23 protein-coding genes are annotated in these 21,206 nt (G+C 59.6%); 19 read left to right on the top strand and 4 right to left on the bottom strand.

Going from position 1 to position 21,206, the window contains the following annotated elements; translation table 11 throughout:
- Positions 1-173: 173 nt before the first annotated feature.
- The 8 genes from LJD29_RS12685 (at position 174) to LJD29_RS12650 (ending at position 6,837) form a co-directional block, all read left to right on the top strand.
- Complete coding sequence (locus tag LJD29_RS12685) at positions 174-860, top strand: RNA polymerase sigma factor (protein WP_446741907.1); 687 nt, start codon at positions 174-176, stop codon at positions 858-860.
- Complete coding sequence (locus LJD29_RS12680; RefSeq protein ID WP_446741906.1) at positions 857-1,261, top strand: hypothetical protein; 405 nt, start codon at positions 857-859, stop codon at positions 1,259-1,261. Before LJD29_RS12685 ends, LJD29_RS12680 begins: the two co-directional genes overlap by 4 nt.
- An 84-nt stretch (positions 1,262-1,345) precedes the next feature.
- Positions 1,346-1,897, top strand: coding sequence for a zinc ribbon domain-containing protein (locus tag LJD29_RS12675; RefSeq protein WP_446741905.1), 552 nt, complete (start codon positions 1,346-1,348; stop codon positions 1,895-1,897).
- Between the two features lie 82 nt (positions 1,898-1,979).
- Positions 1,980-2,843: a LytR/AlgR family response regulator transcription factor gene (locus LJD29_RS12670; protein ID WP_446741904.1), complete on the top strand. Its 864-nt coding sequence runs from the start codon at positions 1,980-1,982 to the stop codon at positions 2,841-2,843.
- Positions 2,844-2,868: 25 nt separating this feature from the next.
- Complete coding sequence (locus LJD29_RS12665; RefSeq protein WP_446741903.1) at positions 2,869-4,083, top strand: threonine synthase; 1,215 nt, start codon at positions 2,869-2,871, stop codon at positions 4,081-4,083.
- Positions 4,084-4,138: 55 nt separating this feature from the next.
- Positions 4,139-5,038 (top strand): Cof-type HAD-IIB family hydrolase, encoded by a 900-nt coding sequence (locus LJD29_RS12660; protein WP_446741902.1) that lies wholly within the window; start codon positions 4,139-4,141, stop codon positions 5,036-5,038.
- The gene (locus LJD29_RS12655; protein WP_446741901.1) at positions 5,035-5,763 is read left to right on the top strand and encodes a lytic transglycosylase domain-containing protein; all 729 of its coding nucleotides are present in this window, start codon (positions 5,035-5,037) and stop codon (positions 5,761-5,763) included. Before LJD29_RS12660 ends, LJD29_RS12655 begins: the two co-directional genes overlap by 4 nt.
- A 30-nt stretch (positions 5,764-5,793) precedes the next feature.
- The gene (locus tag LJD29_RS12650) at positions 5,794-6,837 is read left to right on the top strand and encodes a lysylphosphatidylglycerol synthase transmembrane domain-containing protein (protein ID WP_446741900.1); all 1,044 of its coding nucleotides are present in this window, start codon (positions 5,794-5,796) and stop codon (positions 6,835-6,837) included.
- 24 nt (positions 6,838-6,861) lie between these two features.
- Here LJD29_RS12650 and LJD29_RS12645 read toward each other — a convergent pair whose 3' ends face one another.
- Positions 6,862-7,323, bottom strand: coding sequence for a DUF1440 domain-containing protein (locus LJD29_RS12645; protein ID WP_446741899.1), 462 nt, complete (start codon positions 7,321-7,323; stop codon positions 6,862-6,864).
- 86 nt (positions 7,324-7,409) lie between these two features.
- Here LJD29_RS12645 and LJD29_RS12640 point away from each other — a divergent pair, with 86 nt between their 5' ends.
- The 4 genes from LJD29_RS12640 (at position 7,410) to LJD29_RS12625 (ending at position 10,466) form a co-directional block, all read left to right on the top strand.
- Positions 7,410-7,691 carry a hypothetical protein gene (locus tag LJD29_RS12640; protein WP_446741898.1) on the top strand — a complete coding sequence of 94 codons (282 nt, stop codon included), beginning with the start codon at positions 7,410-7,412 and terminating at the stop codon, positions 7,689-7,691.
- Positions 7,692-8,100: 409 nt separating this feature from the next.
- The gene (nrdR, locus tag LJD29_RS12635) at positions 8,101-8,580 is read left to right on the top strand and encodes a transcriptional regulator NrdR (protein WP_446741897.1); all 480 of its coding nucleotides are present in this window, start codon (positions 8,101-8,103) and stop codon (positions 8,578-8,580) included.
- Positions 8,581-8,639: 59 nt separating this feature from the next.
- Positions 8,640-9,668: an isocitrate/isopropylmalate dehydrogenase family protein gene (locus LJD29_RS12630; RefSeq protein ID WP_446741896.1), complete on the top strand. Its 1,029-nt coding sequence runs from the start codon at positions 8,640-8,642 to the stop codon at positions 9,666-9,668.
- Positions 9,669-9,695: 27 nt separating this feature from the next.
- The gene (locus LJD29_RS12625) at positions 9,696-10,466 is read left to right on the top strand and encodes a carboxypeptidase regulatory-like domain-containing protein (protein ID WP_446741895.1); all 771 of its coding nucleotides are present in this window, start codon (positions 9,696-9,698) and stop codon (positions 10,464-10,466) included.
- 84 nt (positions 10,467-10,550) lie between these two features.
- Here the strand turns inward: LJD29_RS12625 and LJD29_RS12620 are convergent, their stop codons facing one another.
- Positions 10,551-11,303 (bottom strand): MgtC/SapB family protein, encoded by a 753-nt coding sequence (locus tag LJD29_RS12620; RefSeq protein ID WP_446741894.1) that lies wholly within the window; start codon positions 11,301-11,303, stop codon positions 10,551-10,553.
- Positions 11,304-11,566: 263 nt separating this feature from the next.
- On the opposite strand from LJD29_RS12620, the gene asd reads away from it, so the two are divergent.
- Genes asd through dapB form a run of 3 tightly spaced genes read left to right on the top strand, consistent with a single transcriptional unit; the run spans position 11,567 to position 14,738 of the window.
- The gene (gene asd / locus LJD29_RS12615) at positions 11,567-12,628 is read left to right on the top strand and encodes an aspartate-semialdehyde dehydrogenase (RefSeq protein ID WP_446741893.1); all 1,062 of its coding nucleotides are present in this window, start codon (positions 11,567-11,569) and stop codon (positions 12,626-12,628) included.
- Positions 12,625-14,052, top strand: a complete 1,428-nt coding sequence (lysC, locus tag LJD29_RS12610) for a lysine-sensitive aspartokinase 3 (RefSeq protein ID WP_446741892.1) — start codon at positions 12,625-12,627, stop codon at positions 14,050-14,052. Before asd ends, lysC begins: the two co-directional genes overlap by 4 nt.
- A 2-nt stretch (positions 14,053-14,054) precedes the next feature.
- Entirely contained in the window at positions 14,055-14,738 is a 684-nt protein-coding gene (gene dapB, locus LJD29_RS12605) for a 4-hydroxy-tetrahydrodipicolinate reductase (protein ID WP_446741891.1), read from the top strand.
- On the opposite strand, the gene LJD29_RS12600 is transcribed toward dapB, so the two are convergent.
- The gene (locus LJD29_RS12600) at positions 14,735-15,556 is read right to left on the bottom strand and encodes a glycosyltransferase family 2 protein (RefSeq protein WP_446741890.1); all 822 of its coding nucleotides are present in this window, start codon (positions 15,554-15,556) and stop codon (positions 14,735-14,737) included. The two genes, dapB and LJD29_RS12600, sit on opposite strands and share 4 nt — an antisense overlap.
- Positions 15,557-15,648: 92 nt before the next feature.
- On the opposite strand from LJD29_RS12600, the gene dapA reads away from it, so the two are divergent.
- Positions 15,649-16,575, top strand: coding sequence for a 4-hydroxy-tetrahydrodipicolinate synthase (gene dapA / locus LJD29_RS12595; protein WP_446741889.1), 927 nt, complete (start codon positions 15,649-15,651; stop codon positions 16,573-16,575).
- Here the strand turns inward: dapA and LJD29_RS12590 are convergent.
- The gene (locus LJD29_RS12590; protein ID WP_446741888.1) at positions 16,572-17,387 is read right to left on the bottom strand and encodes a class I SAM-dependent methyltransferase; all 816 of its coding nucleotides are present in this window, start codon (positions 17,385-17,387) and stop codon (positions 16,572-16,574) included. The two genes, dapA and LJD29_RS12590, sit on opposite strands and share 4 nt — an antisense overlap.
- 63 nt (positions 17,388-17,450) lie before the next feature.
- Here LJD29_RS12590 and LJD29_RS12585 point away from each other — a divergent pair, with 63 nt between their 5' ends.
- The 3 genes from LJD29_RS12585 (at position 17,451) to LJD29_RS12575 (ending at position 21,156) form a co-directional block, all read left to right on the top strand.
- Complete coding sequence (locus LJD29_RS12585) at positions 17,451-18,296, top strand: 2,3,4,5-tetrahydropyridine-2,6-dicarboxylate N-succinyltransferase (protein WP_446741887.1); 846 nt, start codon at positions 17,451-17,453, stop codon at positions 18,294-18,296.
- A 180-nt stretch (positions 18,297-18,476) separates the two neighbouring features.
- Positions 18,477-20,138, top strand: a complete 1,662-nt coding sequence (locus LJD29_RS12580; protein ID WP_446741886.1) for a ribonuclease J — start codon at positions 18,477-18,479, stop codon at positions 20,136-20,138.
- A 76-nt stretch (positions 20,139-20,214) separates the two neighbouring features.
- On the top strand, positions 20,215-21,156 hold the full coding sequence (locus tag LJD29_RS12575; RefSeq protein ID WP_446741885.1) for a threonine ammonia-lyase: 942 nt from the start codon (positions 20,215-20,217) through the stop codon (positions 21,154-21,156).
- Positions 21,157-21,206: the final 50 nt, after the last annotated feature.

The raw sequence follows: 21,206 nt of genomic DNA, 5'->3' as shown, positions 1-21,206 counted from the left end.
TTGCCTTTCCATGACTCCAATCGTTTGTATTTTCGTCATAGTTAGCATCTCAACATCGACAAGCCGGAAAGTTCACTTGATGTCAACTACGCATCCGGCTCATAATGGTAGGGTTAGCAGACGTATCCCCCCGGCTCGGGTCTGCGTCCTCAGTCACTACGGAGGTTGGCGGCGTGAGCTTTGCCCGGAAAGTAGAAAATCTGGTCGCGAAAAGCGTCTTCGACGCGCCTCCGTCCGTCTCTACAGTCAATATGAGCACGGCAGCCCTTCCCATAAGCGAGCAGTCGCGGGCAGAAAACACACTGATAGCGCAGGCATTGAAGCGCCAGGACCCGTCGGTACTCGACAGCCTGATCGTTCAATACCAGCATCGCCTGTTGCGCTACCTGTTGTTCCTTACCGGCAATCGTGAAATGGCCGAGGATGTTTTCCAGGAAACCTGGATGCGCGTACTGATACGTGGCGGGCAGTACAACGGCAGCGCTCGCTTCGATACCTGGCTTTTCACAATTGCTCGCAACCTCGTAATCGATCTGCGCCGCAAGCGTACGATGGCAAGCCTCGAAGCGATGTCGGACAACGAGAACGACGATCGCCCGTTTGAGATGCCGAGCGACGATCCTTCTCCGTTCGATATGTACCAGAGCCGTGAAACCGGACGCCGTGTTGCCGCGGCACTGCTGACGCTCGAACCGCTGCACCGCGAAGTGCTGGTGCTGCGCTTCCACGAAGAACTCTCGCTGGAAGAGATCGCGCAGGTCACACGCGCCCCGCTATCGACTGTGAAGTCGAGGCTGTATCGCGGCATGGCTGCGCTGAAGCCTCGTATAGCAGAGGCAGATCAGAAGGAGGGAGCATGAGTTCGCCTTCCTTTGAGCCGAAATACACACGTGCCACGGAGGCCGATCCTGATCTCATCGATTCCGGCCTTCTGGATGCACTCTCCGGCTTTGATGTCGACAGCAACCTCGCGGTGGTGCAACGCACGCGGCGCGCAGTCATGGCAGCGGCCCATCAGTTGAAAGCCGCACGCCTGAAGCGCCGGAAGCAGATCGGCATCATGCTGGTCACCCTCTTCGGCATGTTGATCCTGATGACTCCAGCGCTGTGGTCTGTCACTGACGATGTCTTTGCCGATGAACATTTCTTCGATATGCCGGCGATGACGATGTCGATCGTGCTGACTTTGCTCTCGACATTGTTCGCGGCCCTGATTCTGCACTGGCGCAGCCGCCGTGTACGAGACGAAGAAAAGTATTAACTGTCGCGCCCCACGCGCAGGCTGACGATTTGAAGGGTTGAGTGGCTCGCGGCGAATGCCCGGGCTCCCCACACGGTTATTACTATGAACGATTCGACCGGGCGCTCAGGCTCGCAGACTGAAACTCCATTTACCGATGAACTACGACTGATTCCGCGCTGGTCGATTGCCGGCGCGCTCGTCGCCTTCGCTCTGGCCCAGTATTACTTCTGGGTTGTCCTGCCGGTACATCGCCACCATCCGAGTGGCGTGCCGGTTCCCTTTCGCTTTTACCTGATCCTTTCCTGGGGCGCTCTGGCCGCCCTTTACGTCCTCATGATCGGCTATATCACCAACGACGCGCCGCGACGCGGCATGAGCAAGAGTCTTTGGGCGCTTTGCGCGGTGATGCCGGGAGGTGTTGGAGTCGTGCTGTACTTCCTTCTACGAGAACCGATCACAGCCGCGTGCCCGTCCTGCGGAGCCCACCTTGAGAGCCATTACCACTATTGCCCTCAGTGCGCTTACCAGGTAGCGCCCTGCTGCACAAAGTGTTACCGGACGGCTAGAATCACTGACATCTTCTGTGTCCATTGCGGGAACGATCTGACCGCGAACAAGCCGCCGGCCAGGCTGCAGGCTTTTTCGCGTGGGTAGCTGCTACATCCATCGCCACAGGGAAGGCGGATTCGCCCCGTTTCCCGTCCCGCACCAATGCAGCCACTGGACGACCCTCTGATTGCCTTCCTATACTTATAGCTTGGCTTCGCAGACGCAAACCTCGGCGCTTACCATTACCGCTCTCATCATCGACGATGAGCAGCTGGCGCGCGAGGAACTGCAATATCTGCTCGAATCGGTCGGCCATGTCGAGGTGCTGGCACAAGGCTCCAACGGCATCGAAGCGGTGGAGCTCGTCCGTGAACACCAGCCGGATGTCGTCTTTCTCGACGTACAGATGCCCGGCCTCGACGGCTTTGCCGTCCTGAAGAAGCTGCTCGAGGACACCGATCACCTGCCGCAGATCATCTTCGCCACCGCATACGACCAGTACGCCGTTCGCGCCTTCGACGTAAATGCCATCGACTATTTGCTGAAGCCTTTCGATAAAGCGCGCGTGATGCAGGCTCTCGACCGCGCCCGCCAACGCCTGCACGAAACCTCGCAGCCCGATGGCGGATCGCTGACCGGCGACAGCGGCGGCATCAAGATCGACGCGCTGTTGCGTCTCATCGAGCAGCAACAGATCGCCCCGCGCTACGCGCACAGCGGCAAGATCGTTGTCCAGGCTCAGACCCGCCTGCTGCTGATCGACCAGAAAGACATCTGCTTCGCATCCATCGATGAAGGGGTCATCTCCGTCGTCACGCAAACGCTCGAGGGGCAGTCGAAAGCCCGCACCCTCGAAGAACTGCTGGACCTGCTGGATCCGAACATCTTCTGGCGCGCCCACCGCTCCTTCGTCGTGAACATCAACCACATCAAGGAAGTCGTGCCATGGTTCAAGAGCAGCTACCAGCTCCGCATGGACGACAAGAAGCAAACCGAAATCCCCGTCAGCCGGGCGCAGACGCGGCGGCTTCGCGAACTGTTCAACCTCTGATTTTTGTCTAAAGACCGGAACGAAAATGCCTCAGATTGCCTCGCTAGAGTGCTCCCGCTGCCATGCACTTGTTTCGGCGGAAACGCCCCAGACCGTCTGCCCGAAGTGCGCGGGCGTGCTCTATGTCCGATACGACCTGCGCGCCATCCCCATCGACGCGCGGCCTGAACCCGGCGGACGGCAGGACATGTGGCGCTACGCCGCCGTACTCCCCTCGGTCGAGCCGGTAACGCTTGGCGAAGGCTGGACTCCCATGCTGCCCAGCCGTCGCTACGAAAACTTTTTCCTGAAGGAAGAAGCGACCAACCCCACCGGAACTTTCAAAGCACGCGGCATGTCCGCCGCCGTTTCGATGGCGAGGCATTACGGGCTGACGAAGCTCGCTGCTCCCTCGGCCGGCAATGCCGCCGGAGCACTCGCGGCCTACGCGGCAGCCGCAAGCATCGAAGCGCATATCTTCATGCCTAAAGACGTTCCCATGGCCAACTACCTTGAGGGCGTGGCCTATGGCGCGCATGTCACGCTGGTCGACGGCCTGATCTCCGATTGCGCAAAGATCGTTGCGGAGCGCAAGGACGCCGAAGGCTGGTTCGATATCTCAACCCTGAAAGAACCGTTCCGCGTCGAAGGCAAAAAGACCATGGGCTACGAACTGGTCGAGCAGCTCGGCTGGGAGTATCCCGATGCGGTCTTCTACCCGACCGGCGGCGGAGTAGGCCTGATCGGCATGTGGAAGGCCTTTGAAGAGATGGAAGCTCTCGGCTGGGTGAAGCCCGGCAAACGCCCGAAAATGATCGCCGTGCAGGCGTCGGGCTGCGCCCCCATCGCCCGGGCCTTCGAGGCCGGCGCCGAAGCTTCGAGTTTCTACGACAACGCGCAGACCTTCGCTGCTGGACTGCGAGTCCCCAAGCCATACGGCGATTCGATCATCCTCGATATTGTGCGCCGGTCCGACGGCACGGTCGTCGAGGTAGATGACGGGCAAATACTTGATTCCATTAAAGATTGGGCGCAACACGAGGGTCATCTGCTATCCCCCGAGGGAGCGGCAGCCACCGCCGCCTACGATGTCCTGATCACTTCCGGCTTTCTGGACACCTCCGACCGGGTGGTCGTCTTCAATACCGGCGCCGGGTTGAAGTACGTGGATACCCTCGCCGAAGCGATGGGGCTGCGGAGGACCGGGGTAAAGAAGTATCCGGAGCGTAGCGCTGTGGGCGGCATTATTACCCCGGTATAGTTACTTTCGCGGCATTTTAAGGCGCCGCATCTCCTGCTCCCGTACACTGGAAGAGATGACTCCTGCCATCCGCCTGATTGCCATCGATATCGACGGGACCCTTCTGCCTGCGAGCGGCAGCGTGATGAGCGAGCGGACCTGCCGGGCTCTCCGCGAAGCGCAGGAGGCCGGGATCGAAATCGTGATCGCTACAGGCCGCCGGCAGGCTTACGCCGCCCCGATTATCGAACCGGCAGAGCTGCGAAGCGAAACCGTGATGATCACCTCGAATGGCACCGTCACGCGCACTCTCGGCGGAGAGCGCATCGACCGCTTTTTCCTCGATGTTGAGACCTGCCGGGAGCTGTGCCCTGTTTTGCGCGAGTTTGGGGGCCTGACCGTCTTCACCTTTGACCGCGAAGGCCGCGGCGAACTGGTGCTCGAGTCTGCTGAAAAGCTATCTGGAAGGATCTCCCTGTGGGTCGAGGCCAACCGGGCGGCGATCGAAGAGTTCCAGCCGCTGGAACGCGCCTTCGACAGCGGCGAAGAAGCCGTGCAAGGCATGCTCTGCGGAGATATCGCCACCATGCGCCAGGCGGAAGATGCCCTGATGACCGGCGGCTACGCAGACAGAATCGAAACGCATCGCACCGAGTATCCCCTGCGCGAGCTGGCTATCCTCGACATTCTGCCACCCGGCTGCTCGAAGGGCGCCGCGCTCCGGCGGCTGAGCGAGTCTCTGGGCATTCAGCCTGAAGAGGTCATGGCGATTGGCGACAACTTCAATGACGTAGAGATGCTGCTTTTCGCCGGCAATCCGGTTGTCATGGCAAATGGCGCGCCGGAAGTGGTGCAAATGGCGATCGACCGCGGTTGGCAGATCGCCCCCAACAACAGTGAAGATGGCGTAGCCCAGGTGCTGGAGAGCGTGATCGAGTCGATGCGCGTCCCGTCCATGGAAGGAAACGCAAATTGAGACAACTCTCTTCACTGCCGGGATGGGCCGTTCTGGTTGGGGCACTCACCCTCGGATCAGGTTTGGCACGGGCAGCCGAACACATCACCCTGGCCAATGGCTTTGACCTGACCTGCGACCATCGCGAGACGGTCGGCGACCGGGTGCGGCTGTATCTCTCCGCCAGCAACACAGACTTTGTGGAAGTAAATCCCACTGACATCTCCGCCAGCGAGCATGTCGATCTGCCGGTTGTAAATGAAACAGCCGGAGCTGCTCCTGCCGCTCCGCTGAAAACAATCGACCTGAAGGAAATGCTCTCCGCAGCAGGCGAGGCGCACGATCTTGACTCCGACCTGCTTGCAGCCGTGGTCCGGCAGGAGAGCGGCGGCAATGTCCATGCCGTAAGCCGCACCGGGGCCCGTGGGCTGATGCAGCTGATGCCAGGAACTGCTGCCCAGATGGGCGTAAACGACGCCTTTGCACCGCGCGAAAACGTAAATGGCGGAACCGCTTATCTGGATGCAATGCTGCGACGTTATCATGACAATCTCGCCCTGGCGCTGGCTGCTTACAATGCCGGTCCGGCGGCTGTCGATCGCTGGCACGGCATTCCTCCCTATCGGGAGACGCGAGCTTACGTGGCGCGGGTGATTCATGAGTTCAATCGCCGGGTGGATGCCCGGCGCAGGCAGCTAGCGAGTGCAAAAACTGCGGCTGCTGTAGCAGTAGTTGAAAGACCTTAGAGTGTTTTCACTTGTAAGCCTGGAGAGCCATTGAAGAAGAACCAACTCATTCTGGGAGTACTCCTGATCGCTGTCCTCATCGGACTTGCGGCCTATGCTCAGCACAAGCATCCTTTCGACTTCCGCGCCTTTGGAGAGCAGTTCAGGCTGGCCGACTGGAGGCTGATCGCCGTCGCTCTTGGATGTATCTACCTGGGTTACGTGATACGCGGCATACGCTGGGCCTTATTGCTGCGCCACAATAAGAAGGTTCCTGTCTTCTCGCTGCTGGGAACACAGGTCATCGGCTTTACTGCCGTCGCGCTTACCGGCAGGGTCGCCGATCTCGTACGCCCGTACCTCGTATCGAAGAAAACGGCGCTCCCTCTCAGCTCGCAGATCGCTGTCTACGTCGTAGAACGTCTTTTCGACGCGGGCTCCATGGCGCTGATTTTTTCGTCTGTGATTTTGCTGGCCCCTAAAGGCGCTCTGCCCCATCCCGAGGTCTTTCGCAAGGTTGGCTACTGGGGCCTTCTTGGCACAGTCTGCGGAGTTGTGTTCCTCGTGGCGCTTCGCATCTCAGGGGAATTTGTGGCTGGATTTTTCCAGCGTCTCTTCGGGCTTGTCTCGAAGAATGTGGGAGCCTCCGTCGGAGACAAAATTCGCAGCTTCCGCGTTGGCCTCGACACGCTCCGCTCCCCTGCCGACCTGCTGATCGCCCTGGTGCTTTCGCTGGTCATGTGGGGCCTCATCACTGTCTCCTATGTGGAGACAGCCCGCTCGTTCGTCGCCAGCCCTGAGCTCGCCTCTCTGACGCTCGCGCAGGGAATGGTTCTAATGGTTTCGAGCGGCGTCGCGAGCGTGATCCAGCTCCCCATCGTCGGGTGGTTCACACAGATTGGCATCGTGGCAGAGACACTCGGTAAGCTCTTCAACGTCTCTCCTGAGTCGGCAACAGCCTGCGCGGCAACTCTTCTCATCGTTACGTTTCTAGGAATCATTCCTGTCGGCTTAATCTGGGCGCGTGTGGAACGCATTTCGCTGACTAAGGTTACAGAAGAAAGCGAGCACGCGGACGCCGAAGCGGCTGCCTAGCCCGATTCCAGACACACAAGAAATCTACAGGCCGCGACGCACCGCACGTCTGACCGTATCCGTGAAGATGCCGTAGACAGCGTGGCTTACCCACTCGCTGATACGTTCCTGGGGCGGTTGCTGTTCTTTGGGGCGTGCCAGTCCCATTCTGGGAAGCACCGACTCATGAGTGAGCTTGTTGAGGGTCAAGCCGAACGCGGCTCCCTTCCAGGCTCCAAGGCTGGGTTCCAGCTCGACCGCCGCACCGTACACGGCCCCGGCGACCGCGCCGAAGGTCCAGTGGATACTGTGCATCGCAGCCTGCTGCTGAGTAGGCGGCAGTGGATGCCCGGCAAACTGCTCGGCCAAAACGACCGGCGGCGGAATCTGTCCATCGACACGAGGCGGAAAGAGCTTTTCCGCCAGAACCTTGGCACCGGCGCCGGCAAGTCCGCCGACCATTCCGGCGAGTGCGCCCTTCAGGATGGATCGTTCGCGATTTGACATGGAATATAGGATGCAGTGCGCTGCGTCTCAGAGCAACATCTTTGGTTGTTTCGCTTGCCAGCGAAGCATAAGCTGGGTTCATTGAAATGCATCTGACTCCCGATCAGGAAGCATTTGTTCGCGAGGAATTAGCGCGTGGACGGTTAAGAAGTGTGGAAGAGGCGACCGAGCTAGCCTTCGACCTTTGGATCAAGGACGAAAAGAATCGGCTGCAGTTTCTGGCAGCTCTGGAAGAAGCAGAGAGAGATATCACTACTGGAAACTTCACTGAATACAATGACGAAAATCTGCACGAGCTTGTCGAAGACATCAAGCGCGAAGCCCGGGCGAAACTTGCCGATGTAAAAGCTCCAATTCCAGCAAAATAGTTCGTTCAACCCATAGCTGCGAGTTAACCCATCCTGCTCTGCTCGAGAGTATTGACGAGTGATGAAGAAGAGCATTTTCGCTGACGGCGATCGCATCCGTGTTTCGGACTCCTTCTTTTGGGCAAAGGGAGCAACCGGAACTATAACTGCGACGCCCCCGGAGGTCGTCAGTATTTCTGGAACATGGGATGGAGAAATTAGCCGCCTGGAAGAGAGCGCCTTGGGAGTACACCGAGTCTATTGGGTCTGGTTCGATACGCCGCAACTCGATGCGGATGGCGATGGCCCATACAAGGCAGGATCTATCTGGGAAAGTGCCCTCGCCAGGCTAGTCGAAAGCACTCAATAAGCGTTGCCAGCGCTGAAAGCGAAGCCTGCTTTTTCCGGCTGCTAGAATCAAAGAAACGCAATGAAATGTCCTTACTGCGGGTTCCAGCAAGATCGAGTGGTTGACTCGCGCGAAAGCAAAGAAGCTGATTCCATCCGTCGGCGGCGCGAATGCGAGCGCTGCAACAAGCGCTTCACCACCTATGAGCGCATCGACGAAATCCCTTACATGGTCGTCAAGAAGGATGGCCGCCGCGAAAAGTTCGAGCGCCAGAAGGTTCTGAGCGGCCTGCTGCATGCCTGCGAAAAGCGTCCGGTTTCGGCCGGCAAGCTCGAGGCGCTGGTCGACGAAGCCGAAACCTACCTCATGGATTCGCCCGAGCGCGAGCGGAGCACAAGCGAAATCGGCGAGCTGTTGATGAACCGCCTCAAGACACTGGACACCGTCGCCTACATCCGCTTCGCCAGCGTATATCGCGACTTCAAGGACGTGCGCGAGTTCAAGGAAGAGCTTGAAGAGCTGCTGACCGCGAAGGAACAGCGCCGCAACGCCCACAAGTAGTCCTCAACAAGCCAAAGCATTTATCCGGTAACTCTCTAACGGAGCACACTACAAGGATTATGAGCGAAAAGAAAACACACATCGTTACGCTGATTCCCGGAGACGGAATCGGTCCGGAAGTCACCGACGCTGTCGTCAGCATTCTTGAAGCGACCGGCGTGAAGTTTACCTGGGAGCGCTTTGCTGCCGGCGCCGAAGCCTTCGAGACCTACGGCGAATACATTCCCAAGGAACTTTACGAATCGATCGAGCGCACCAAGCTGGCTCTAAAGGGGCCGGTGACCACCCCGATCGGCGGCGGCTTCAGCTCAATCAACGTAACGCTGCGCAAGAAGTTTGAGCTCTTCGCCAACTTCCGCCCCATCAAGAATCTGCCCGGCCTCGAGACCCGTTATCCCAACGTGGACATGATCATCGTTCGCGAGAACACCGAAGGCCTGTATGTCGGTCTCGAACACGAAGTGGTCCCCGGAGTAGTCGAGGCTCTGAAGGTTGTCACCGCGACCGGTTCGACCCGCATCGCGCAGTTTGCCTTCGAGTACGCACGCAAGCACAAGCGCAAGAAGATTCACGCCATTCACAAGGCCAACATCATGAAGCTCTCCGACGGCCTTTTCCTGCGTTGCGCCCGTGAGGTTGCCAAGGGCTTTCCAGAAATCACGTACGGCGAGCATATTGTCGATAACACCTGCATGCAGCTAGTGACCAATCCCTACCAGTACGACATGCTGCTGACCGAAAACCTCTATGGCGATATCATCAGCGATCTCTGCGCTGCCTTCGTTGGCGGCCTGGGACTCGTGCCCGGCGCAAACCTTGGCGAGCATGCGGCGATCTTCGAGGCCGTACACGGCTCCGCTCCGGACATCGCGGGCAAGGACATCGCGAACCCGACCGCACTGCTGCAGTCGGCCGTCCTGATGCTGCGTCACATCGACGAAGAAGATGCCGCCAACTCGGTCCAGTCGGCGCTGGAACAGGTTTACACCGAAAAGAAGACGCTCACCCGCGATGTCTTCGGCACATCCGGAACCAGGGCTTTCGCCGACGCGGTCATTGCGGCGATGCAGTCAAAGAAGTCTAACTAGCAAGATTCACCGAAAGTGTGACCATCCATGTTGAAGACCCGCTGGGTAGCAACGGGACTCTGCGCCGTGGCGCTCGCCGGACTTGGCTGCAAGAAAGAAGCAGCCAAATCCGGCACCGCCTCGGGAGTGACTTATACGACCGTGGATATGGCGAACTCCGGCACCATCAGCGGAACGATCCACTTCACCGGCAAAGCTCCGCAGCGCGTTCAGATCGATATGGCACAGGACCCTGCCTGCGCCGTGGCCGATACAAACATGACCGAGCAGTACGTAGCAAAAGACGGCGCGCTCGCGAATGTATTTGTCGAGATCAAGAGCGGGCTGGGGAACAAGGCTTACGCCGCTCCTTCTGACCCGGTGGTGATGGATCAGAAAGGCTGCAGATACGTGCCGCACGTTGTCGGCGTGATGGCAGGTCAGCCAGTAAGGTTCAACAACAGCGATCCTACGATGCACAACGTACACATGACGCCCACGATCGGGACCAACCAGTCGGTGGACATCTCCGAACCGCCAAACGGAACGGGTGAAATGCGCACGATGGCGACGGCGGAGCTGATGATCCCGGTACGCTGCAACAACCATCCCTGGATGGAAGCCTTCATCAACGTGTCATCGAGCCCGTTCTATGCGGTCTCGGATGCAGACGGTCACTTCACCATCAAGGGTGTTCCGCCAGGAACCTACACCATGCTGGCCGACCACGAGAAACTGGGACCGAAAACCGCAACGGTAACGGTAGTCGCGCACCAGACGGCGACCCTCGACTTCACCTACGATTCGCCGCAAAAATAAGGTATGTTTTGTGTCGAAACCGCCTGCCTTCGGGCGGGCCGTTTTTCTTGGGATGCCTGCTGGGATGCCTGCGAACCGTGACCGCTACTCTGCGTCCGGATCGGTTCCAGACAAATCGACAGATTCGACCCAGGGACATGCGCGGAGCTCGGTAGCAACCTCCTGTGCATGGGTATCGCTGCGCGTCTGCGACTCCAGGACCACCTGCAGCACCGAGCTTTCGGACTCCTGCTCCTCTTCTGTCCTCAATTCGCGAAGAACGAGTGACCGTTCGGCAATTGCGCGCGTTAGATGACGCTCCGTTTCTTTGACGTGTCCGGCTTCGCACAGAATTCTCAAGCGGAACAGCACATATGGCGTAGTCGCCGCCAGGGAGCGCTGATCGATGTAACGCGAGAGCGGTCGCAGCGCGGAGTTAATGCCGATCAGCAATGCGGCGACAAAAACCCCATCCAGCAGCTCACCGGCGCCCACACATGCGCCAACCGCCGCCGAACACCACAGTGTCGCTGCTGTATTCAGGCCTCGTACATTGGCACCGTCTTTCATGATCGCGCCTGCGCCGAGAAAGCCGACTCCCGATACCACGTATGCGATAACCCCGGTCGTATTGGGAGCGACCGTCAGTCCCAGGTCGACGAACGCAGCAGCTCCCAGGCACACCAGTGTGTTCGTTCGTAGCCCTGCCGCGCGCTGTCTCCACTGGCGCTCAGAGCCGACACATATTCCGAGGAAGAGCGCAAGCAAAAGCCGCGGGAAGGTGGGTTGTTTCCATAGCGGAGATGAGTCGGTCCACCACAGGTGCGGATTCGAGATGATTGCAAAAACCAGGCTCATGCAAAGACCCTCAACACATCGAAGCTTGCCGGGCGGGCATGCCTCGACCAGTGTAATGGGCCGGGCTGAAATCGAGATGGTTCAGGCAACTACCAGGCCGCGTCGTTCTTATGGATTCGGGAAGCCGGGATTTCTATTCGGGTCCGAAGTTCATCAACGTGTAAGAAAACGTTACACTGGATGCATCCCGAAAAAATTGCTTCGCCACCGGGGCCATTGGTAGTGGGCTGAGCGAAGACGCCACAAGGCAGGCTCAAAGAAACATGCGGCAGAAGATTGGCATTCTTGGCGCGACCGGGATGGTCGGCCAGCGGTTCATTCAACTCCTTGAACACCACCCTTACTTTGAGGTGGCGTGGCTCGCGGCCAGCGATAAATCGAGCGGCAAGAAGTACGGCGACGCGGTCAAATGGAAGCTCGACACGGCCCTGCCCGAGAAGATTGCGAACATGACGATTTCGCCGGCGAAGCCCGAAGGCGCGCCCAAAGTGATCTTCGCCGCCCTCGATACCGACATTGCCCGCGAACTGGAGCCGCTCTTCGCCGATGCGGGTTGCGCCGTCATTTCGAATTCCAGCGCCTTCCGCATGCATGAAGATGTGCCGCTGGTGATTCCCGAAGTCAATGCCGACCACTTGCCGATCCTCGAAGAGCAGGCAAGCCGCAAGAAGAACGGCGGCTACATCGTGACTAATCCGAACTGCTCGGCTATTGGCCTGGTGATGGTGCTCAAGCCGCTGGTTGACCGCTTCGGCATCGACTCGATCTTCGTGAGCACCATGCAGGCGATCAGCGGAGCAGGCTATCCGGGCGTTCCTTCGATGGACATCCTCGGCAACGTCGTGCCCTTCATCAAGAATGAAGAAGAGAAGATGCAGGCGGAAACACTGCGCCTGCTCGGCTCGCGCGACGGCAAGATCGTGCGTCCTCTCGATGCAAGGATGACCGCGCACTGCAACCGCGTGCCGGTGGAAGATGGCCACACCGAGAGCGTCAGCATCAAGCTGACCCGCCCGGCCACTCGCGAGCAGATTCTGGAAGCCTGGGCAGAGTTCAAGCCGCTGGCTGGACGCGACCTGCCCATGGCTCCTGCGCAGCCGATCGAATTCCTATCGCAGGACGACCGTCCGCAGCCTCGCGTCGACAAGAATCGCGGACGCGGCATGGCCGCCAGCGTCGGACGCCTTCGCCCCTGCACGCTGCTCGACTGGAAGTTCACCGTGCTCTCTCATAACACCATCCGTGGTGCGGCTGGCGCAGCCATCCTCAATGCGGAACTGCTGGTCTCGCTCGGCAAGCTCGAACCTGCGGCGGTTACTGTATGAGTCAGCTGCTGGAGCAACTGGTAGTCATGAAGTTCGGCGGCACCTCAGTTGAGGACGCCGTTGCCATCAACCGCACCGCCGGTATCGTTGCCGGGCGACGCGATAAGGGACTGACCCCGGTCGTCGTCGTCTCCGCCATGTCCAAAGTCACCGACCAGCTGCTGGCAGCGGCGGCGGCGGCGGCTCGTGCCGATCGCACCGGAGCCCTGGCGATTACCGCCCGGCTGCGCAACCGTCACCTTGAGACGGCTGCGGCTCTTGTTGCCGATGAAACCATGGCCGAGCTTGGCGCATGGATCGACGCCGAATTCACCTCGCTGGATGAGGTGCTTCGCGGACTCGCAGCCGTAGGCGAACTGACGCTGCGCATCAGCGACATGATCGTCTCCGTCGGCGAGCGGCTCTCGAGCAAGATCATCGCGCACGCTTTCGCGTTTCGCGGACTGGATGCGGTACACGTAGACTCGCGCACCTGCATCATCACTGACAACCAGCACGGCAAGGCCATTCCTCTGGATGCGCAGATCGAAGCGCGCTTGAAAGAGCATGTTCTGCCTCATGCCCTGGCTGGCCGCATCTGCGTCATGGGCGGCTTCATCGGCTCCACCGAAGCCGGCGTGACCACAACGCTGGGACGCGGCGGTTCCGACTTTACCGGCGCGCTGGTTGGCGGCGGCATCGATGCCGGAGCGATCGAGATCTGGACGGACGTCAACGGCATCATGACGACCGATCCTCGCATCTGCCCCAATGCGCTGCGCGTAAAGACGATCAGCTTCGAAGAAGCAGCAGAGCTGGCCTACTTCGGCGCGAAGGTGCTGCACCCGGCAACAATTCTGCCAGCGGTGAAGAAGAATATCCCGGTGCTGGTGCTGAACTCGCGCAACCCGGAGAACGAAGGCACGCGCATCATCTCGCTGGCTCCGCACTGCGAGAGCCCGTTCAAATCCATCGCCGTCAAGCGCCGGCTGACCATCATCGACGTGGTCGCCAGCCGCATGCTGATGTCGCATGGTTATCTGAAGGCGATCTTCGAGGTCTTCGACAAGCACAAGTGCCCGGTGGACATGGTTTCGACCTCCGAAGTCTCCGTGTCTCTGACCGTTGACTCAAACGAGAAGCTGCCCGAGATTGCAGCCGACCTGAGCGCGCTGGCCGATGTGAAGTACGAAGGCCAGAAAGCGCTGATCTGCATGGTGGGTGAGAATATTCGCGGACAGAACGGCATCGCGGCGCGCGTCTTCCAGGCGGTACGCCATGTGAACGTGCGCATGATTTCGCAGGGCGCTTCTGAGATCAACATGAGCTTCATGGTCGAAGAGTCGGAAGCTGAGGAAGCGATTCGTTCGCTGCACAACGAATTCTTTGCAAATCCTGACCCGGAGATCTTCGACATCGAAGCGTTGAAGGAAAGCGTGAGGTAACGATGCTCTTCCTGGTACTTGGCAAAGGGAAAACCGGCAGCCTGGTCGCCGAGGTCGCGCACCAGCGTGGCCACGGCGTCCGGGTATTAGGTGAAGAGGAAAACCGCCAGGCATCTGCGCTGACGGCTCCATTTCTCGCCGGCTTCGATGCGGTGATTGATTTCACCACGCCGGAGGCCGTGATCCCCAACCTGCGCGCCTGCCTCGCGAATGGCGCACGCGTCGTCGTGGGCACCACCGGTTGGTATCAACACCTCGAAGACATGCGTTCGCTGGCTCTTCGCAAGAACGCAGGACTACTCTACGGAACCAACTTCTCGGTCGGAGTGCAGGCGCTGTTCCGCATAGCCCGCGAACTGGCGCTGGCTGTGCCGGAATACAAGTTCAGCATCAGCGAGACCCATCACACCAGCAAGAAGGATGCGCCTTCCGGCACCGCGCTCACCATCAAGCAGGTGCTGCAGGCTGCCAATCCAGCTATCGATGTCGAGATCACTTCGAAGCGCGAGGGCGATGCCTCTGGACTGCACACCATCGAAGCCCGGTCTGCCCACGACCGGATTGAACTCACCCACGAGGCCTTCTCACGACACGGCTTTGCCGACGGCGCGGTAAAGGCCGCGGAGTGGATCGCCGGCAAGAACGGCGTATGGGACTTCAGCGAAGTGATACAGCAGCTTGGCTAATCGTTCTTCTTTGCGAGAATCTCCCGCGTTTTCAACACAATAAAGTATTCATAGATGGTCTGCAGGTTCGCGTAGGCGATACCTGCACGGCCATCGAGAATCGCGCGCCGGAAGAACATCATGTATAGCCACTTGATCAGCGGACGCCCCGGCATCTTGTAGAAGATAGCCTTCTGCGCGACACGCCGCGTGCCGAAATCCTTACCGAAAAGCGCCGTTTTCCAGGAGGCATCCGCCCGCGAAAGACCCTTCGCAACGACCTCTGCTTCCATGGTGGAGTAGACGTTGTGCTTGTCGATCCAGTGCTTCATTCCCTTGGAGAAGGGGTAATGGTCGAGCGGCGCGGTCAGGTCCTGAATTTTGCCATCGACCTCCAGCACCTCGTTTATCTCACGCGTATAGCGGGCTTTGCCTCTGCGGACAAGGCGCACGTAGAACGGTGATATCTGGGCGTGCTTGAGCCATGCGCCGTCCAGAAAATCCCTGCGCCGCAGGCGGAAGGCATTCACATCGGCAGCGGCAGCCTTTACCGCCGCCAGCATCTCCGTGCTCAGTTCCGGGGTGGGACGCTCATCGGCGTCGAGAAGGAAGACCCACTCGTGGCGAAACGGCAGGCCATCGAGCGCGGCATTGCGCTGCCGGGAGTAGCCGTCAAAAACGCGCTGTGTAAAGACAGCGCCATGCTCCCGAGCAATCTCTTCCGTCCGGTCGGTACTCATGGAATCGAAAACATGCACATCGTCGCACCAGGACACACTCCTGAGGCAGGCGGGGAGATCGTTCTCCTCGTTCTTGGTGAGGACCAATACGGAGATCATGCGCTCATTCTAAATGCACTTGTGCCATCTACCGTCAGCGGCCGGAAGACGGTTTCTTTCTGCGCCGGGCCGGGGTATAAACTTGACTCGTTATGGATTTGCAGAATGGTTGCGGCACCGCCCTCGTCACACCTTTCCAGCAGGATGGAAGCCTGGATGAACAAGCCCTTTATTCCCTGGCCCGGTGGCAGGTGGAAAGTGGCATTGGCTGGCTGGTGGCCTGCGGCACAACAGCGGAGACGCCCGCACTGAGCGATGAAGAGTCGCTCCAGGTCATTCGCATCGTGACCGAGGCCGCAGCGGGACGTGTTCCTGTATGGGCAGGCTGTTCGCACAACGCCACGCGCGTGGCCGTCGAGCGGGCGCGCCAGGCGGCGGCGATTCCGGGCGTTACTGCCATCCTGACCGCCAGCCCTTATTACAACAAGCCCACGCAGCAGGGGCAGTACGAGCACTTCAAGGCCATTGCCGACGCAATCGACGTGCCGGTGGTGCTCTACAACGTTCCCGGACGCACTGGCGTAAATCTCGAACCGGCAACCGTTATTCGCCTGGTCGAAACAACATGGAACATTCGCGCCATCAAGGAATCGAGCGGCAACCTGCCCCAGATTACGGAACTGATTACGCAGGCCCCGCGCGAGCTCATGATTTACTCCGGTGACGACAACATTGCCCTGGGAGTCATCGCAGCCGGAGGCGCTGGACTGGTTTCCGTCGCATCGAACGAAATTCCCGCCGAAATGACCGAGATGGTGCGGGCGGCACTGACGAATGAGTGGTCGCTCGCCCGCCGCATCAACCGGAAATACTATCGCCTGATGCTTGCCAACTTCTGGGAGACAAATCCCGGACCAGTGAAGGCAGTACTGGCCATGATGGGTAAAATTGGCGAAAACTATCGGCTCCCGATGGTTCCGGTTTCAAGCGCGACACGCTCCCGGCTGGAACGCATGGCCGGAGAGCTGGGAATGCTTGTCCACGCTCCCCAGCCCGAAGGCGATATGCGGCTCTTCTAGCGCCTGACGCCGATGACTTCGAGATATTCGCTCTCGATCATCGTCTCGTCTTCACCGGCAAGGTTTTCCTCGTGCCACATCTGCTCGAGGGCCGCGGCATAGAGTCTCTGCGTGTGCTCGTCGACGCGCGCGAAGGCCACCTTTGTCGGCCCAAAATGCTCGCGAAAGAACTGGACCACCCCGGCTGGCGGAAACGGGAAATGAAAGCTGACCGTGCGCTTCCCGGTGTGGACATCGAAGCCGGCTTTCGTCAGCCTGTCCGTCACCGTGGTTACATCGCCCCAGAGCACCGGAGGCGTGATACCGGCGGGCGGCGGTGAATACTCCGCGCCAAGCCGGAACATTCTGCCGGTGAAGCCGGCCGGTGTCCAGTTCCCCATCGCAAGACGGCCCCCCGGCTTGCAAACGCGCGCAAGTTGCGCGGCAACCACCTCGGGACGGGGAGCGAACATGGCTCCGAACATGCTCATGACCAGGTCGAAGCTCGCATCGGGGTAGGGCAGATCCTCCGCATCTCCCAGGTCAAAACTGATAGTCAGCTCCTCTGCCCTGGCGCGTTCACGGGCCTGATCGAGCATCTCCTGGACGATATCGAGCCCGGTAACATCGGCGCCCGCGCGAGCTGCCGGAATCGCGGTATTGCCCGTACCGCAGGCTACATCGAGCACCTTCAGACCGGGTGTTATCTCGAGCCTCTCCACGAATTCTTCCCCGCCCTTCACGGCGAAGGCGGCGATCTTGCCGAAGTTGCCGGAACTCCAGTTCTTCAGGGCAGCTGTACGAAGCTGCTCCAGTGTGGGTGATGCCTCCATTTGGGTTCTCCTTGCGGCAGTCATTTTAGAGCCTGTCACACGCGATTGATACACTCGCGACATATGCAAATTTTGGAACTCCGGAAGAAGATTGAAGATTTCTTCGCCGCGGGCGCGTCCGTCATGGGCGATGCGGCGGCGATCGCAGCATTTGAAGAACTGCGCGATGCCCTGGAAGCTGGAACACTGCGTTCGGCGGAGCCCGACGCCGGCTCACCGACTGGCTGGAAGGTGAATGCATGGGTGAAGCAGGGCATCCTGCTGGGCTTTCGGCTCGGCAAGCTGACCGCCTCAGGCAACGGCCTCTCGTTTGTCGATAAAGACACCTATCCGGCACGCTGGTTTACGCCCGAAGACGGTGTGCGTATCGTTCCCGGCGGGTCGTCGGTGCGCGCCGGCGCCTACCTGGCACGCAGTGTGGTCGCCATGCCGCCTATGTATGTGAACGTCGGCGCCTATGTCGATGAAGGAACCATGATCGATTCCCACGCGCTGGTAGGCAGCTGCGCGCAGATCGGCAAGCGCGTGCACCTGAGCGCCGCCGCACAGGTTGGTGGAGTGCTGGAGCCGGTAAATGCAAGTCCCGTCGTACTCGAAGACGACGTGCTGGTAGGCGGCAACTGCGGCGTTTACGAAGGCACCATCGTGCGCAAAAAGGCAGTGCTTGCCGCCGGAACAATTCTCACCCGCGGCACACCCGTTTATGACGTCGTCAACGGCACAGTGCTGCGTGCCGAAGGCGACAAGCCCCTGATCATTCCCGAGGGAGCCGTCGTTGTATCGGGAGCCCGCGCCATCAACAAGGGCAAGGGGCAGGAGTGGGGTCTGAGCGTCTACACGCCGGTCATCGTAAAGTATCGCGATGAGAAGACCGAGCTTAGCCTCGCGCTCGAAGACCTCCTGCGGTAAACGTCCCACCTCTCTTTGTCATCCCGAATGAAGTGAGGGATCTGCGCTTCCCGCCAGCAGCGCGGGCGCAGATTCCTCGTTTCACTCGGAATAACAATGATTAAGAACCGGCAATGACCAGCCGTTTCAGGCGGCGAAGTTTCCAGCCCCGCGCCGTACCTGCTACCATCGAAGTTTCTAATGACAGATACGAACTTACAGATCATTCCGCTGGGCGGGCTGGGCGAATTCGGCAAAAACTGTTTGGCCATTCGCTGGCAGGACGACATTATCGTAATCGATGCCGGACTCATGTTTCCTGAGTCGGAACTGCTGGGCGTCGACATCGTTGTCCCCGATATTACCTATCTCGTTGAGAACAAGGACAAGGTGCGAGGCATCCTGCTGACGCACGGCCACGAGGACCACATTGGCGGCCTTCCCTGGATTCTTTCCGAGATCAATGTGCCGGTCTACGGCACCGAGTTCACGCTGGCTTATGTCGAAGGCAAGCTCGACGAGCACAAGATGCTCGATGACTCGGAGCTGATCGAGATCACGCCCAAGACCAGGTTCACGATCGGGCCTTTTACCATTGAGCCGATCCGCGTAACGCACAGCCTGGTTGATTGCGTGGCCTTCGCGATTGAAACGCCGGTGGGCATCATCATCCATACCGGCGACTTTAAGGTCGATTTCTCGCCGCCGGATGGCAAGGGCTTCGATCTGCACACCTTTGCCGAGTACGGCAAGCGCGGCGTGCTGGCCCTGCTGCAGGATTCGACCAACGTCGACCGCCCCGGCTACACGCCGAGCGAGTGGTCGGTGAAGCCGGGCCTAGACGAGCTGTTCTCGCGCACGAAGAAGAAGCTCTTCTTCAGCTGCTTCTCGTCATCGATCTACCGCATCCGCATTGCGATGGAGCTGGCGTACAACCACAACCGCAAGGTGGCCGTGATCGGCCGCTCGATGGTTGAGTCATCGGAGATCGCGCAGGACCTTGGCTATCTCGACATCCCCAACGGCCTGCTGATCCACCCCGGCCAGATCAACGACCACTCACCGGAAAACGTGATGGTGCTGATCAGCGGCACGCAGGGCGAGCCGATGAGCGCACTCAGCCGCGCCGCGGTGGACAACCACAAGCACGCACATGTTCTGCCCGGCGACACGGTGGTTCTGAGTTCGCGCGTGATCCCCGGCAATGAGAAGAGCATTTATCGCGTCATCGATCACCTGTATCGCCGCGATGCGAATGTGATCTACGACGATGGCTCGCATGGGCTGATCCACGTGAGCGGCCATGCCAGCCAGGAAGAGCAGCGGCTGATGATCAACCTGCTCAAGCCGAAGTTTTTTATCCCTGTGCATGGCGATTATCGCAACCTGAAAAAGCACGCTGAGCTTGCCATGGCAACCGGCGTGGTCGACAACGCACTCATCATTGAGAACGGCGACGTGCTCGAGCTGAACCGCGACGATGCCCGCAAGAACGGCACCGTCACAGCCGGTCGCGTCTGCATCGATTCAGGCTCTGCCGTGGATGTGGTCGGCGACCTGGTCATTCGCGACCGCCGTCACCTCTCCGAGGATGGTTTCCTGCTGCCGATTCTTACGATCAACAAACTCACCGGAGTGGTGGAAAGTCAGCCAGAGCTGGTTACCCGCGGATTTGTGGACGCGGAGAACGGCATTATGGACGCCGCACGCGAGGTGATTGCGCAGACGCTGACCAACTCCAGCGCGGAAGAAAAGGCCGACTACGGAGTCATCAAGGAAAAGATCCGCATCGACCTGAAGCGGTACATCCAGAAGAACACCAGCCGCCGGCCGCTGATTATGCCGGTGATATTGGAGATCTGATCTCGGAGTTGAAACAGAAACAAAAGCGGTCTGAGGAACTCCTCAGACCGCTTTTGTTTCTGGCATCCTAAAGGCAATGGAAAACGGACATTCTCTCGCAACCCTTGAGGCAATCCGCGAGGCTCAGGCCCGGATTGCCGGTGTAGCCGTTCGTACCCCGCTGATAAAGTTCCCTCTGCAATCGGCTGCCGGAGAAGTCTATCTGAAGGATGAAGGTCAGCAGCCCATCGGCAGCTTCAAGCTCCGTGGCGCCTACAACAAGATCTCGCAGCTTAGCGCCTCGGAACGCGCTCGCGGCGTTATCACCTATTCGAGCGGCAATCACGCGCAGGGCGTCGCTTACGCGGCACGCGCCGTCGGCTCGAAGGCAGTCATCGTCATGCCGGAGAACGCCCCGATAGTGAAGCGGCAGGCGACGGAAGCCCTGGGAGCGGAGATTGTTCTCGTCGGCCCGGCGAGCCTCGAGCGGAAACAGAAGGCCGAGGAACTGGCAGCGCAGTCCGGCTACGTCATGATCGAGCCTTATGACGACATCGCAATCATCACCGGGCAGGCGACCTGTGGGCTGGAGATCGTCGAAGAACTGCCTGATGTGGACCTCGTGCTCGCACCGGTGAGCGGCGGAGGATTGCTGAGCGGTGTCTCCGCGGCGATCAAGCACGTGCGCCCGGAAGCGCGTGTACTCGGCATCGAGCCGGAACTGGCGGCAGATGCCCAGGAGAGCTTCCGCAGCGGCAGGCTCGTCAGCTGGCCGGCAGACATGACCACGCGCACCATCGCAGATGGCCTGCGCACGCAGAGCCTGGGCGAACTCAACTTCGAGCATGTGCGAGCGTTTGTCGACGACATCCTCACCGTGACCGACGACGAAATCCGGCAGGCGATGGCGGTGCTCGACGAGGCAGGCATAACCGCCGAACCGAGCGGAGCGGTCACCACCGCGGCCATGCTCTTCCACGAGGCAGAACTGCTTCCCTACCGCAAGGCTGCTGTCGTCATGAGCGGGCGAAACCGTTAGGTTTCAGCGTATGCTACGAGCGAGAGTCCTGCTGCAACCTCTGGTGCTGC

Source organism: Silvibacterium acidisoli, from assembly GCA_022870745.1.
GTDB lineage: Bacteria > Acidobacteriota > Terriglobia > Terriglobales > Acidobacteriaceae > Silvibacterium.
This window is presented reverse-complemented; position numbering and strand designations above follow the sequence as displayed.